Origin of the sequence: Rhodococcus sp. 14-2496-1d, assembly GCF_002259365.1 — a bacterium.
Classification (GTDB): domain Bacteria; phylum Actinomycetota; class Actinomycetes; order Mycobacteriales; family Mycobacteriaceae; genus Rhodococcoides.
Window position 1 is genome coordinate 1 of record NZ_NPFV01000029.1, and the last position, 14,153, is coordinate 14,153.

Consider the following 14,153-nt stretch of genomic DNA (forward strand, 5'->3'; position numbering starts at 1 on the left):
GGAAACGCCCGGTCCCATTCCGAACCCGGAAGCTAAGCCCTCCAGCGCCGATGGTACTGCACTCGACAGGGTGTGGGAGAGTAGGACACCGCCGAACACCCGTTGTAGGAAGGGGACCCACCTGGTGGGTCCCCTTTTTGCGTTTGTACCGAAATCCGAAAGGACGCCCGTGTCGGAAGACAACAACGATCGTCGCCCCTCCCGAGGGGACGGCGGCAACCGCCCGAGCGAGTCCCGAGACCGCAACCCCCGCGCTCAGGACCGCCGCGGAGACCCGCGTCGCTCGGACGGTCCTCCTCGCAGGCGCGGCGGTGAAGGTGGATTCTCCGGAGATCGGCGCGGAAACAGCGCATCGTCGGACCGTCGACCGCCGCGTCCGGATGAACCGGATCTGCCCGACGAGGTCGAAGCCGGGCAGCTCGAGCCGGCAGTGCGCCGAGACCTGTTGAGCTTGGACAAGAACAATGCCACTGCTGTGGCCCGTCACCTCGTGATGACCAGCAGACTGCTCGACGACGATCCGCAGTTGGCGCTACTGCATGCGAGCGCTGCTCGTCAGCGTGCCGGTCGTATCGCTGTAGTCCGTGAGACCGCGGGAATCGCGGCGTACCACGCTGGTGAGTGGGCCGAAGCGTTGTCCGAGCTTCGCGCTGCCCGACGCATGGCAGGCGGGCCGGGTCTGATCGCTGTGATGGCCGACTGCGAGCGCGGACTGGGACGTCCCGAGCGCGCTATCGAACTCGGTCGCAGCGACGAGGCGCGTGAGCTGACCGGTGAGGAGGCGTCGGAGCTTCGAATCGTCGTGGCAGGTGCGCGGATGGACCTGAACCAGTACGACCAGGCCGTCGTCACGCTGCAGACCCCGGACCTCGACGCGTCGCGATCCGGAACCGCTGCCGCGCGCCTGTTCTACGTCTACGCCGATGCGCTGGTTGCTGCAGGTCGCGTCGATGAAGGTGTGAAATGGTTCCTCAACGCTGCTGCGGCCGATGTCGATGGTGAGACCGACGCCGAAGAGCGGGTCGAGGAGCTGTCCGGAGGCAGTCAGTGACGTTGCTACGCGACGCCCACGACGTTCTGCTGCTCGACCTCGACGGCACCGTCTACGCCGGCAAGGATCCCATTCCCGGTGCAGTCGAAGCATTGTCGGGTGGGGCCGAGAAGCAGTACTTCGTCACCAACAATGCCAGTCGTGCTCCCGAGGACGTCGCCGAACATCTAGGTAGTCTCGGCTTCGCTACCTCAGCAGAGTTCGTCGTCACCAGTTCCGAGGCGGCCGCTCGGGTACTCGCGGGCAAGGTGGACTCGGGCTCACGGGTGCTCGTCGTCGGCACCGACGCATTGGCGAACGAGATCACCAAGGTCGGTCTGGAACCGGTCAGGTCTGCCGACGACGATCCCGTGGCCGTGGTGCAGGGGCACTCCGTCGATACAGACTGGAAGATGCTTGCCGAGGCTGTCCTCGCCATCCGGGCGGGTGCGCTGTGGGTGGCTACGAACATCGACGCCACCTTGCCGACCGAGCGAGGACTCGTGTTGGGGAACGGCTCGATGGTCGCGGCGGTTCGCAACGCCACCGATATCGAGCCCATCGTGGCAGGCAAGCCGGCCGCCCCGATCATGCACGACGCCATCGAGCGCAGCGGAGCACGCGCGGCCCTGGTCGTCGGAGACAGGCTCGACACCGACATCGCTGGTGCGAACGAAATCGGTCTGCCGTCGCTGCTGGTGTTGACCGGCGTCAGTACCGCTGCAGAGTTGCTGCATGCGCCTCGGCATCTGCGCCCCACTCACATCGGCCTCGATCTCGGAGTCCTGAATAAGGACGAAGTGGCGTCGAGCGTCGGCAGCAAGACCGGTTGGACGGTCGCCATCGACGACGAGGTGCTCTCGGTGCAGTACGGCGGGGACGGTACGCCCGATGCGTTCGAGGGTGCGCTTGCCACACTGCACGTCGCCTGGTCCGGCTCGGCCTTCTCGGATATTCGCTTCGAGGGGGATGGACTCGGCGATCTGCGTTCGCTGCTCGGGTGCTGATACCGCGTTCGACAGCAGTGTTCCGAGAGCGGCGGCGATCGGGCGTACGTCGGACCCATCCGATAGCGTGAGAGGCGATGAGCGCGTCTATTCCACTACCAGGACAGCACCGGCCGAGCGGTGCAGGCGATGAGTCGTCTGCAGATCCGGACACTGTTCGCACCGAAGTTACCTCGCTGCTGAATCAACTCACGATCGAGTCGACTTCCCACGAGGAATCCGAGGCTGTGGATTCCGACGCCCTTGCGCGCGACGCGAGTCTGCTCGACCGCGCGCACGAGGTACTCGTGCGCGCCCTGACCACCGTCGACAAGACCTGACGTGGCTCGTCGCGCACGGGTCGACGCCGAGCTGGTTCGTCGTGGACTTGCCCGATCTCGCGAGCACGCTTCGGAGCTGATCGAAGCGGGACGGGTGAAGATCGCCGGGACGGTGGCCTCGAAGCCCGCGACCGCGGTGGAACCGGGCACACCGCTTCTGGTGGCCGAAGAAGACAACGAGGTCTCGTGGGCCTCCCGCGGCGCGCACAAATTGCTCGGCGCTCTCGACGCATTCGAGCCGCTCGGGCTGACCGTCGAGCGTGCACGTTGTCTGGACGCCGGTGCATCCACCGGTGGCTTCACCGACGTGCTTCTCAGTCGAGGTGTGCGTGAAGTGGTCGCCGTCGACGTGGGATACGGGCAGCTGGTGTGGCGTCTGCAATCCGACGACCGCGTTCATGTCATCGACCGCACCAACGTTCGGTCGATCGATGCGGAGACGATCGGTGGACCGGTGGACGTGATCGTCGCAGACCTGTCGTTCATCTCGCTCAAGCTCGTTCTTCCCGCATTCGTTGCCTGCTCGAAGTCGGGTACCGACATGGTGTTGATGGTCAAGCCACAGTTCGAGGTCGGCAAGGATCGAGTGGGTTCCGGAGGTGTGGTGCGCGATCCTGCGCTGCGCGCCGAGGCCGTCGAGGACGTGGCGAAGGCGGCCGTCGCCTCGAATCTCACGGTGCAAGCTGTGGCGGCAAGCCCACTGCCGGGGCCGTCGGGCAATGTCGAGTACTTTTTGTGGCTGAGGGCAGGTGTGGGCGAGGACTCGCCACGCGCCGACATCACGGAACTCGTCCGGCTCGCGATCGAGGAAGGACCACAGTGACTCCGTCCCAGTCAGCACCGGAACGGGAGTCGACTCGAGAGATTCTTCTCGTCGCCCATCCAGGTCGACCGGACATCGCCGAAACCGCGCGTCGGGTGGGCAAGGTCTTCGACGAAGCGGGCATCTGCCTCCGTGTGCTCGTCGACGAGGTCGAGCCATCGAAGATCGAAGCCTCCGATACGGAGGAACACGACCATGTGTTCGTCGCAGACATGAAGCTCAACGTCGTCGAGTTCGGACCGGACGCAGCCGCCGGCTGCGAGATGGTCCTCGTGCTCGGTGGTGACGGGACCTTCCTGCGCGCAGCCGAGCTCGCGCAAGCGGCCTCGATACCGGTGCTCGGCATCAACCTCGGGCACGTCGGGTTCCTGGCCGAGGCCGAGGCCGACCACCTCGAAGGTGCCCTCGCCCGCGTCATCGCCGGGGATTACCGCATCGAACAACGCATGACGTTGGACATTGCGATTCGCGTGGGCGATCAGGTGGTCGATCGGGGCTGGGCACTGAACGAAGCGAGCATCGAGAACGGGTCGCGGCTCGGGGTGCTCGAGGTCGTGCTCGAAGTCGATGGGCGCCCGGTGTCCGCATTCGGGTGCGACGGCGTTCTGATCTCGACGCCGACGGGCTCGACGGCCTACGCGTTCTCGGCCGGTGGGCCTGTGGTCTGGCCGGAACTCGAAGCGATATTGGTCATTCCGAGCAACGCGCACGCTTTGTTCGCGCGGCCGCTCGTCACCAGCCCCGAGTCGATCATCGCGGTCGAGATCGATGCGGGCGGACACGCAGGATTCGTATTCTGCGATGGCAGGCGCACACTGAGCCTGCCGGCAGGTGCTCGCGTCGAGGTGGTGCGGGGAGCGTCACCGATCAAATGGGTTCGACTCGATTCGGCACCGTTCGCCGATCGCATGGTCAAGAAATTCGAACTGCCCGTTACCGGGTGGCGGGGGAGAGCGAGGTAGGAATGCTCGAAGAGATTCGGATCGACAGCCTCGGAGTCATTTCCGGTGCCAGCGCACAGTTTCACGAGGGGCTGACCGTACTCACCGGCGAGACCGGTGCGGGTAAGACCATGGTGGTCACCAGTCTGCACCTGTTGTCGGGTGCCCGCGCCGACGCAGGCCGGGTTCGGCTCGGCGCACAGCGTGCTGTCGTGGAGGGGCGATTCAGTACCGACACCGCGTCGGAGCAGGTGATCGACGACGTCGACAAGGTGCTCGAGTCCTCGGGAGGTCAACGCGACGAGGACAATTCGATCATCGCCGTGCGTACCGTCAACTCGGACGGTCGCTCGCGTGCGCACCTCGGTGGGCGCAGCGTGCCCGCATCGGTGCTGTCGAACTTCACCGACTCGCTGCTGACCGTGCACGGTCAGAACGACCAGCTGCGGCTGCTGCGTCCCGATCAGCAACTCGGCGCGCTGGACAGATTCGCCGGGGACGCGGTGGCGTCCCTGGTGTCGAAGTACCGCACCGCGCGCAAGACGTGGCTCGACGCGCGCAACGAGCTGATCGACCGCACCGAACGCAGCCGCGAGCTGGCGCAGGAAGCCGATCGGCTGCAGTTCGGCCTGCAGGAGATCGACTCTCTGGCACCGGAGCCGGGTGAAGATCGCTCCGTGGCCGAGGATGTGCGTCGGCTGGGGGACCTCGATTCGCTGCGTGAGACCGCGGAAGGTGCCTCGGCAGCACTCGTCGGGAGTACCGAGGAGGCGTCGGACACGGCGTCCGCGCTGTACCTGCTGGGCGAGGCTCGCTCTCGCCTCGAACATGCCGAGGACGCAGCACTGACCGAGCTGTTGCCGCGACTGAACGACGCGATGGCGATCGTGGGCGACATCGGGGCAGACCTCACCTCGTACTTGACGGATCTGCCGTCCGATCCGGGTGCCCTCGACACGATCCTGAACCGGCAGGCCGAGCTGAAGTCGTTGACGCGCAAGTACGCCGCCGATGTCGACGGCGTCATCGCCTGGGCGGAAGACGCCCGCGAGCGACTCTCGCACATCGACACCTCGGCCGATGCGCTCGCCGAGTTGAGCGCCAAGGTCGACGCGGCTGCGATCGACGTCGCCGCGGCTGCGTCGAAGCTCAGTGCGGCTCGAGCGAAGGCCGCCGTAAAGCTCTCGAAGGCGGTCAGCGTCGAGCTGGCGGGCCTGGCGATGGGAAAAGCCAAGCTGCAGATCGATGTTCGCGCACTTCCCGCCGGACCGTCCGACACTGCCCCGATCGTCGTCGACGGTACCGAATTGCATGCGGGCAGCAACGGCGTCGACGAGGTCGAGTTTCGTCTGTCCGCGCACGACGGTGCCCAGGCGCTTCCGATCAGCAAGAGTGCATCGGGCGGTGAGCTCTCGCGGGTGATGTTGGCACTGGAAGTGGTGCTGGCGGGCTCGGACAAGGGTGCGACGATGGTCTTCGACGAGGTCGATGCCGGAGTCGGTGGTCGCGCGGCCGTCGAGGTCGGGCGCCGACTCGGCCGGTTGGCTCGCACACACCAGGTCATCGTGGTCACCCACTTGCCGCAGGTCGCTGCGTTCGCCGATACCCACCTGGTGGTCGACAAGACCGACGCCAAGAAGGGCGCGGCGAACAGCGGCGTCAGAACGTTGTCGTCGTCGGAGCGGGTCGTCGAGCTCGCGAGAATGCTCGCGGGTCTGGACGACACGGAGACCGGACGTGCGCATGCCGAGGAGCTGCTGGCCACGGCAAACGCCGATCGAGCCGCGTTGTAACTTTTGGTGCTGATGTGATCAGTGTGGTAGTTGTTTCGGCGCGCCTCCGTCGCCGGGCGTGTCGATCGGGTCATCATGGTCCTCATGAAGATGCCGGCTCTGCTGTCACGTAGTCAGGATTCGCTGCCCGGAATCACCGGTATCGCGCGAGTCGATCGCAACACGGCCAAGCTCCTCAAACGGGTCGGCCCGGGCGACATCGTCGTGCTCGACGAGCTCGACCTCGATCGCCTGACCGCAGATGCGCTCGTCGAGGCGGGGGTGCTGGCGGTGGTCAACGCGTCGCCGTCGATCTCCGGGCGCTATCCCAACCTCGGTCCCGAGGTCATCGTCGCCAACGGAATCACCTTGATCGACTCGGCCGGCACCGAAGTCTTCAAGAAGATCAAGGACGGCACCAAGATCCGCCTCAACGACGGAGGTGTCTACACCGGCGATCGTCGTCTCGCCAAGGGCGAGGAGCAGAGCGAAGCCGAGATCTCCGACAAGATGATCGAGGCCAAGACGGGCCTGGTCGACCATCTCGAAGCGTTCTCGGGCAACACGATCGAGTTCATCCGAACCGAGAGTCCGTTGCTCATCGACGGAGTCGGCGTGCCGGACATCGACATCGATCTCGAGGGCCGTCACGTGGTCATCGTCGCAGACGGACCCGGTCACGCCGAGGATCTGAAGAATCTCAAGCCGTTCATCAAGGAGTACTCGCCCGTCATCATCGGCGTCGGTGCGGGTGCCGACACCGCGATGAAGGCGGGTCATCGCCCCGACCTCATCGTCGGCGATCCCGAGGACGTCACTGCACAGACGCTCAAATGCGGTGCAGAGGTTGTGCTTCCGGCGGATTCCGACGGACACGCGCAGGGTCTCGAGCGCATTCAGGATCTCGGTATCGGTGCCATGACGTTCCCGGCCACCGGTGCCGCTGCCGACCTCGCGCTGTTGTTGGCCGATCATCACGGGGCCTCGCTCATCGTGTCTGTGGGTAGCCCGGCCAGCCTGGACGAGTTCTTCGATCGTGGTCGACGCAACACCAATCCGGCCGCATTCATGACGCGTCTGAAGGTCGGCGCCAAGTTGGTCGACGCCAAAGCTGTTGCGACGCTGTACCGCAGCCGTGTGTCCGGCGGTGCGATCGCGCTGTTGGTTCTGGCGGCGCTCGTTGCCGTGATCGTGGCGTTGGCCGTTTCCAACATCGGCGGTGAAGCGTTGGATTGGGCAATCGATCTGTGGAACCGGTTCGCTCTGTGGTTCCAGGGGTTGCTTTCGTGATTTCGCTTCGCCAACATGCCATTTCGCTGGCAGCGGTCTTCGTGGCCCTGGCCATCGGCATCGTGCTCGGTTCGGGTCTGCTCTCGAGCGGTCTGGTGTCGGGCCTTCGAGACGACAAGACCGGCCTCGAAACTCAGGTGGACGATCTGGAGGCGACCAACAATCGCCTGGGTGAGCAGCTCAACTCGGCCGACGGCTTCGACGCTGCGGTTTCGGGCCGAGTGCTGCGGGATACGTTGGTCGATCGCAGCGTCGTGGTGATCACCACCCCGGACGCCGACCCCGGGGACGTGGACGGAGTCACGCGGTCGATCGGAGCATCGGGCGCCACCGTCACCGGTCGTGTGTCGCTGACCGATTCGTTCGTCTCCGCTGCGAACGGCGACGATCTTCGGACGCGTCTGACCAACGTCATTCCGGCCGGCGTGCAGTTGCGCACCGGCGCGGTGGACCAGGGCAGTCTCGCCGGGGACCTGCTGGGTTCGGTGTTGCTGCTGAACGCCGAGACCGCCCAGCCGCAGTCGACTCCCGAGGAGCTCTCGCTGGCACTGGAGACGCTGCGCAGCGGCGGGTTCATCGCGTACGACAACGGTGCCGTCGCACCCGCTCAGTTGGCTGTGGTCGTCACCGGTTCCGGTACCTCGGACGTGGAGGACGGCAATCGTGGGGCCATCGTCGCCCGCTTCGCGGGAGCCCTCGATTCACGTGGTGCAGGCGCGGTACTGGCCGGTCGCTCCGGTGCGGCCGAGGGCAACGGTTCCATCGCTGTCGTGCGAGCCGATTCGGCGCTGTCGTCCGCTCTCAGCACGGTCGACAACGTCGACCGTGAAGCAGGACGGATCACCACCGTTCTCGCCTTGGCGGAGCAGCTGGACGGCGCGTCCGGCCGTTACGGCACCGGAGCCAATGCCAACGCCGTGACCGTCGGAGCGCCGGCGAGCTGATCGTCGTACGAACGCGCGTGTCGTTGGCGGTGAGGTAGGTACTGGTGTTACCGTGAAGTCCCGTGGGTAGCAGGCCCAATTTCCACGCTTCACCTCTCTTATCAGCCCCCTGATAGGAGCAAGCCCTGCAGACTCGTCACGGGAGCCTCATTGTCACGCCTTCAGTCGCGTTCCGACACCAAGCACATTTTCGTCAGCGGGGGCGTCGCGTCCTCGCTCGGAAAAGGCCTGACGGCATCGAGCCTCGGCCAGCTACTGACCGCACGCGGACTGCGCGTGACCATGCAGAAGCTCGATCCTTACCTCAACGTCGATCCCGGCACGATGAACCCGTTCCAGCACGGTGAGGTCTTCGTCACCGAAGACGGATCCGAGACGGACCTCGACGTCGGACACTACGAGCGGTTCCTCGACCGTGATCTGTCCGGTTTCGCCAATGTCACCACCGGCCAGGTCTACTCGACGGTCATCGCCAAGGAACGCCGCGGTGAGTATCTGGGCGACACCGTTCAGGTCATCCCGCACATCACCGACGAGATCAAGCGTCGCATTCTCGCGATGAACGGCCCCGACCTACAGGGTCACCAGCCGGACGTCGTGATCACCGAAATCGGCGGCACCGTCGGCGATATCGAGTCGCAGCCGTTCCTCGAAGCCGCGCGTCAGGTGCGCCACGACGTCGGCCGAAACAATGTGTTCTTTCTGCACGTGTCGCTGGTTCCGTTCCTGGCTCCGTCCGGTGAACTCAAGACCAAACCAACCCAGCACTCCGTCGCGGCGCTGCGCAGCATCGGTATTCAGCCCGACGCATTGATCCTGCGTTGCGATCGCGACGTACCGCCAGGATTGAAGAACAAGATCGCGCTGATGTGCGACGTCGACGTCGACGGCTGCATCTCCACGCCCGACGCGCCGTCGATCTACGACATTCCCAAGGTGCTGCACAAGGAAGGCCTCGACGCGTACGTCGTTCGTCAGCTCGGTCTGCCGTTCCGTGATGTGGACTGGACCATCTGGGGTGGACTGCTCGAGCGTGTTCACCAGCCGCGTGAGACCGTGCGCGTCGGTCTGGTCGGCAAGTACGTGGACCTGCCCGACGCGTACCTGTCGGTCACCGAGGCGCTGCGTGCAGGCGGATTCGCTCATCGCGCGAAGGTCGAGATCAAGTGGGTCCCATCCGACGAGTGCTCGACGCCCGCCGGGGCGCAGGCCGCGTTGGGCGATGTCGATGCCGTGCTCATTCCCGGTGGCTTCGGTATCCGCGGTATCGAGGGCAAGCTCGGGGCCATCGAGTTCGCACGTACGCGCAAGATTCCGTTGCTGGGGTTGTGCCTCGGGTTGCAGTGTGTCGTCATCGAGGCGGCTCGTTCGGTCGGTCTGACGGACGCCAACTCCGCCGAGTTCGACCCGGAGACCAAGGATCCGGTGATCTCCACGATGGCCGATCAGGAAGATGCCGTCGCCGGTGACGCCGATCTGGGCGGCACGATGCGTCTCGGTGCCTACCCGGCAACCCTGCAGAAGGGTTCGGTCGTGGCGGCGTCGTACGGCACCGAAAGCGTTTCCGAGCGTCACCGTCATCGCTACGAGGTCAACAACGACTACCGGGATCGAATTGCCAAGAGCGGCTTGGTGTTCAGCGGTACTTCTCCGGACGGCCACCTGGTCGAGTTCGTCGAGCTGCCTGCCTCCGTGCACCCGTTCTTCGTGGCCACTCAGGCGCATCCGGAGCTCAAGAGCCGGCCCACCCGTCCGCATCCACTGTTCGCGTCGTTGATCAATGCCGCGCTGAAGTACAAGGCCGCGGAGCGTCTGCCGGTCGACGTGCACGGAGATACGGGTCAGACGGAGGAATCGGACGTCGCCGCCGAGACCGTCGGATGAGCGAGCCTCGGCACGAGTTCACCACCCTCGATTCGTCGGTGCCGTACTCCGGCGCAATTCTCGCGCTCCGGCTCGACCAGGTGGCGATGCCGAACGGTCGTCAGGCCGAGCGCGAGGTGATCGAGCATCACGGCGCGGTCGGGATCCTGGCCGTCGACGACCGGGATCGTGTGGTGATGATCGAGCAGTACCGGCATCCCGTAGGTCGTCGATTGTGGGAGTTGCCCGCCGGTCTGCTGGACGAGCCGGGGGAGCGGCCGGTGGTTGCGGCTCAGCGTGAGCTCGCCGAGGAGACCGGGCTCGCCGCGCAGACGTGGTCGGTTCTGGTCGATTTGCTTGCCTCGCCCGGGTTCACCGACGAGGCCGTGCGGATCTTCCTCGCGCAGGGCCTGACCGAGGTCGATCGGCCCGAGGCACACGACGAGGAAGCCGACATCGAGCTCTCCTACGTTCCGGTGGACGAGGCCGTCCGCCGTGCGCTGTCGGGCGAGATCGTCAACGCATCCGCCGTCGCGGGCGTTCTCGCGTTCGCCGCGGCGCGCGCTACCGGTACCGAACTGCGTTCGGCCGATGCGCCGTGGGCGGATCTGCCGACGGCCTTCGAGAAGCGAAAGAGTTCGCGAAAGTAGCCACCGTGATCGGCCAGCAGATTCAGACGTACCTCGACCATCTGGTGGTCGAGCGCGGGTCGGCACCGAACACGGTGTCGTCCTACCGTCGCGATCTGGTGCGGTACGAGCGGTTCCTCAGCGGCTACGGCATCACCGATCTGGCGAAGGTCGCCGAGAACGACATCACCGAGTTCGTGCTCTATCTACGGCGCGGTGACGACGAGTTCCCGGCACTCGCAGCGAGTTCGGCGGCCCGGACGTTGATCGCGGTGCGCGGTCTGCACAGGTTTGCGCTCGCGGAGGGGATGGTCGAGCGCAACGTCGCGAGCGAGGTCAAGCCGCCGCAGCCGGCCAAGCGGTTGCCGAAGTCGCTGCCCGTCGATCAGGTGGTTGCACTGCTCGAATCGGCGTCGATCGCCGGTCCCGATGCCCCACGCGGACTGCGGGATCGGGCTCTGCTGGAACTGCTCTATTCCACCGGGGCTCGTATATCCGAGGCAGTCGGGCTCGACGTCGACGACATCGACACCGAGGCTCGCTCGGTGCTGCTGCGCGGCAAAGGCGGCAAGCATCGCATCGTGCCGGTCGGGCGACCCGCTGTCGAGGCCGTCGACGCCTACCTGGTGCGCGGCCGGCCGGGGCTGGTCTCCCGCTCGAATCCTGCCCTGTTCCTCAACGTTCGGGGCGGCAGGTTGTCTCGACAGAGTGCGTGGCAGGTGTTGCAGGATTCGGCCGTGCGGGCCGGGATCACCGCGGGGGTATCACCGCACGTCCTTCGGCACTCGTTCGCCACTCACCTGCTGGACGGCGGCGCCGACGTCCGCGTCGTGCAGGAGCTGTTGGGTCATGCGTCGGTGACGACGACGCAGATCTACACTCTCGTCACCGTCAACACCCTGCGCGAAGTGTGGGCAGGAGCGCATCCACGGGCCCGGTAGCACGAGGCCGGCTGTCGTGCGTCAGCGTGTCCGGTGACGATGCGCGAGCGTCAAGCGGTAGCGTTTGCGTGAACTACTCGAAGACGAACGGGACAGGGGAGCGCTGGAACGTGTCGACACCGCAGCCGCCAGCGGCGGAGTCAGGCTTGAATCATCCGCATCTCGACGGTGCCCTGTTCCAGACGCGTCAACCGGAATCCAGTCGGGAGACACACGACATCATTCCCGCGCCGAACGAGCTCGGGCCCACCGGTCGCAAGACCAGGGCCGTCCCCGATCCGCAACCGCTGGCCAGTCACGGCCCGGCCAAGATCATCGCGATGTGCAACCAGAAGGGTGGCGTCGGCAAGACGACGTCGACCATCAATCTCGGTGCCTCGTTGGCCGGCTACGGCCGCCGCGTGCTGCTCGTGGATCTCGACCCGCAGGGCGCACTGTCCGCGGGATTGGGCGTCGCACATCACGAGCTCGATCTGACGGTCTACAATCTCCTCGTCGAAGCGAAGGTCTCCGCCGACGACATCATCATGCGCACTCGCGTCGAGAACCTCGATCTGATGCCCAGCAACATCGATCTCTCCGCAGCCGAGATTCAGTTGGTCACCGAGGTCGGCCGGGAGCAGACACTCGGGCGGGTGCTGCATCCGATTCTCGATCGCTACGACTACGTCCTCATCGATTGCCAGCCGTCGCTCGGTCTGTTGACGGTCAACGCGCTCACGTGTGCCGACGAAGTGCTGATCCCCATGGAGTGCGAGTACTTCAGTCTGCGCGGACTGGCGTTGTTGAACGACACCGTCGAGAAGGTGCGCGATCGGCTCAACCCGAGGCTCACGTTGGCCGGCATCGTGGTGACGATGTTCGACGCCCGCACATTGCACTCGCGTGAGGTGATGACGCGAGTGGTCGAGGTGTTCGGCGACGTCGTCTACGACACGGTGATCACCCGTACCGTCCGATTCCCGGAAACCAGTGTGGCCGGTGAGCCGATCACCACGTGGGCTCCGAAATCCGGCGGCGCACAGGCGTACCGCGCCCTCGCGCGCGAGGTGATCTACCGGTCGGGTCCGTGACCGTCGACGCTGCCGACGAGGCCCCGATCGAGGTTCCGGCCGACGCGGATCCGTCGAAATTCCGGGTGCGGTTGCTCAACTTCGAGGGTCCGTTCGATCTGCTGCTGTCGTTGATCAGTCAGCATCGAATGGACGTCACCGAAGTGGCGTTGCACACCGTCACCGACGATTTCATCTCGTTCACCAAGTCGCTCGGTGCCGATGTCGGCCTCGACCAGACGACGGAATTCCTCGTCGTTGCCGCGACGCTGCTCGACCTCAAGGCAGCACGGTTGCTGCCCTCGGGCGACGTGGAGGACGCCGAGGATCTTGCGCTGCTCGAAGTTCGAGATCTACTCTTCGCCCGGCTACTTCAATACCGGGCCTACAAGCAGGTCGCTCTGCTGTTCGGTGAACTGGAAGCTGCTGCGCTGCGACGTTATCCGCGATCGGTGTCGGTGGAGGACAGGTACGCCGATCTGATTCCCGAGGTGCTGCTCGGCGTCGACCCGGCCACATTCGCCGACATCGCCGCTGCGGCATTTCGACCCAAACCGATTCCGCAGGTGGGGCTCGATCACATCCATCAGCACGCGGTCTCGATCCCGGAGCAGGCGGCGTGGCTGCTCGACAATCTGCAGGGCCGAGGCCTCAACGAGTGGGCATCGTTCTCGGAGTTGGTGCAGGACTGCGAGGTGCAGGTCGAAATAATCGCGCGATTCCTGGCGTTGCTGGAGCTGTTCCGCCAACAGGTGATCGCGTTCGAGCAGCCCGAGCCGCTCGGCGATCTCCGAGTGAGTTGGACCGGTAAGGACGAAGGACCCATCGTGGTCACGGAAGAGGACTACGCATGAGTGTCGACCCGGAGCTCGAGCTCGAGGACGGCGAGAATTCCGAGGAGCTCGACGACGCCACCCTCGCCTCGGCTCTGGAAGCTGTGTTGCTGATCGTCGATACCCCTGCCTCGGACGAGCAACTCGCCTCGGCGGTGGGTGCGTCGATAGCGCGCGTGCGCGCCACCCTGAACGAGATGGCTGCCGCACTGACCGAACGAACCAGCGGAATAGACCTTCGCTACGCCGGTGACGGATGGCGCTTCTACACCCGAACCGCCTATGCGCCGTACGTCGAACGGCTGCTTCTGGACGGGGCTCGGTCCAAGCTCACACGCGCGGCATTGGAAACCCTGGCCGTGATCGCATATCGTCAACCGTTGACCCGCGCACGAGTCAGCGCCGTACGTGGAGTCAACGTCGATGGAGTGATGCGTACGTTGCTCGCCCGTGGACTGATCTCCGAAGCAGGAACGGACCCGGAGACGAACGGCACGATGTACTGCACCACCGAGTTGTTCCTCGAACGGCTCGGGCTCGCATCGCTCGGTGACCTACCCGAACTGGCACCGCTGTTGCCGGGTGTGGACCTGATCGACGAGATCAGTGACAGCATGGACACCGACCCGAGAACGACCCGCTCCACCAAGAACCGCGGATCGAAACCCGATCCGGCAGCCGAGCTCGACTCGGACGACTGATAGGTAA

14 protein-coding genes and 1 rRNA gene are annotated in these 14,153 nt (G+C 65.3%); all 15 read left to right on the top strand.

The genetic code is table 11. The features are described 5' to 3' along the window. Nucleotides 1-97: ribosomal RNA gene (gene rrf / locus CH296_RS21495) — 5S ribosomal RNA — on the top strand; the annotation flags it as partial. A gap of 72 nt (nucleotides 98-169) precedes the next feature. Continuing rightward, on the top strand, nucleotides 170-1,051 hold the full coding sequence (locus CH296_RS29335; protein WP_094685726.1) for a M48 family metallopeptidase: 882 nt from the start codon (nucleotides 170-172) through the stop codon (nucleotides 1,049-1,051). Then, nucleotides 1,048-2,037, top strand: coding sequence for an HAD-IIA family hydrolase (locus CH296_RS29340; RefSeq protein WP_094682724.1), 990 nt, complete (start codon nucleotides 1,048-1,050; stop codon nucleotides 2,035-2,037). Before CH296_RS29335 ends, CH296_RS29340 begins: the two co-directional genes overlap by 4 nt. A gap of 77 nt (nucleotides 2,038-2,114) precedes the next feature. After that, nucleotides 2,115-2,357 carry a hypothetical protein gene (locus tag CH296_RS21510; RefSeq protein ID WP_032398198.1) on the top strand — a complete coding sequence of 81 codons (243 nt, stop codon included), beginning with the start codon at nucleotides 2,115-2,117 and terminating at the stop codon, nucleotides 2,355-2,357. A 1-nt stretch (nucleotide 2,358) separates the two neighbouring features. Then, the gene (locus CH296_RS21515) at nucleotides 2,359-3,180 is read left to right on the top strand and encodes a TlyA family RNA methyltransferase (RefSeq protein WP_032398197.1); all 822 of its coding nucleotides are present in this window, start codon (nucleotides 2,359-2,361) and stop codon (nucleotides 3,178-3,180) included. After that, nucleotides 3,177-4,142, top strand: a complete 966-nt coding sequence (locus CH296_RS21520) for an NAD kinase (RefSeq protein ID WP_045195018.1) — start codon at nucleotides 3,177-3,179, stop codon at nucleotides 4,140-4,142. Before CH296_RS21515 ends, CH296_RS21520 begins: the two co-directional genes overlap by 4 nt. Nucleotides 4,143-4,144: 2 nt before the next feature. After that, on the top strand, nucleotides 4,145-5,914 hold the full coding sequence (recN, locus tag CH296_RS21525; protein ID WP_176459399.1) for a DNA repair protein RecN: 1,770 nt from the start codon (nucleotides 4,145-4,147) through the stop codon (nucleotides 5,912-5,914). Between the two features lie 84 nt (nucleotides 5,915-5,998). Then, entirely contained in the window at nucleotides 5,999-7,183 is a 1,185-nt protein-coding gene (steA, locus tag CH296_RS21530) for a putative cytokinetic ring protein SteA (protein ID WP_094685727.1), read from the top strand. Continuing rightward, nucleotides 7,180-8,127 (top strand): copper transporter, encoded by a 948-nt coding sequence (locus CH296_RS21535; RefSeq protein WP_032398509.1) that lies wholly within the window; start codon nucleotides 7,180-7,182, stop codon nucleotides 8,125-8,127. Before steA ends, CH296_RS21535 begins: the two co-directional genes overlap by 4 nt. Before the next feature lie 150 nt (nucleotides 8,128-8,277). Next, nucleotides 8,278-10,011, top strand: a complete 1,734-nt coding sequence (locus CH296_RS21540; RefSeq protein WP_045195020.1) for a CTP synthase — start codon at nucleotides 8,278-8,280, stop codon at nucleotides 10,009-10,011. Beyond that, on the top strand, nucleotides 10,008-10,640 hold the full coding sequence (locus CH296_RS21545) for an NUDIX hydrolase (protein WP_094685728.1): 633 nt from the start codon (nucleotides 10,008-10,010) through the stop codon (nucleotides 10,638-10,640). The genes CH296_RS21540 and CH296_RS21545 overlap by 4 nt, the downstream gene beginning before the upstream one ends. Before the next feature lie 5 nt (nucleotides 10,641-10,645). Further along, nucleotides 10,646-11,560, top strand: coding sequence for a site-specific tyrosine recombinase XerD (xerD, locus tag CH296_RS21550; protein ID WP_032398193.1), 915 nt, complete (start codon nucleotides 10,646-10,648; stop codon nucleotides 11,558-11,560). Nucleotides 11,561-11,706: 146 nt separating this feature from the next. After that, complete coding sequence (locus CH296_RS21555) at nucleotides 11,707-12,633, top strand: ParA family protein (protein WP_371828399.1); 927 nt, start codon at nucleotides 11,707-11,709, stop codon at nucleotides 12,631-12,633. Beyond that, nucleotides 12,630-13,466: a ScpA family protein gene (locus tag CH296_RS21560; RefSeq protein WP_032398191.1), complete on the top strand. Its 837-nt coding sequence runs from the start codon at nucleotides 12,630-12,632 to the stop codon at nucleotides 13,464-13,466. Before CH296_RS21555 ends, CH296_RS21560 begins: the two co-directional genes overlap by 4 nt. Then, nucleotides 13,463-14,146, top strand: coding sequence for an SMC-Scp complex subunit ScpB (scpB, locus tag CH296_RS21565; protein ID WP_094682726.1), 684 nt, complete (start codon nucleotides 13,463-13,465; stop codon nucleotides 14,144-14,146). The genes CH296_RS21560 and scpB overlap by 4 nt, the downstream gene beginning before the upstream one ends. Nucleotides 14,147-14,153: the final 7 nt, after the last annotated feature.

Bases quoted from the DNA above. Each gene is read 5' to 3' on its own strand.
- steA (WP_094685727.1), top strand. From the start codon at position 5,999: ATGAAGATGCCGGCTCTGCTGTCACGTAGTCAGGATTCGCTGCCCGGA.
- CH296_RS21545 (WP_094685728.1), top strand. From the start codon at position 10,008: ATGAGCGAGCCTCGGCACGAGTTCACCACCCTCGATTCGTCGGTGCCG.
- CH296_RS21510 (WP_032398198.1), top strand. From the start codon at position 2,115: ATGAGCGCGTCTATTCCACTACCAGGACAGCACCGGCCGAGCGGTGCA.
- scpB (WP_094682726.1), top strand. From the start codon at position 13,463: ATGAGTGTCGACCCGGAGCTCGAGCTCGAGGACGGCGAGAATTCCGAG.
- recN (WP_176459399.1), top strand. From the start codon at position 4,145: ATGCTCGAAGAGATTCGGATCGACAGCCTCGGAGTCATTTCCGGTGCC.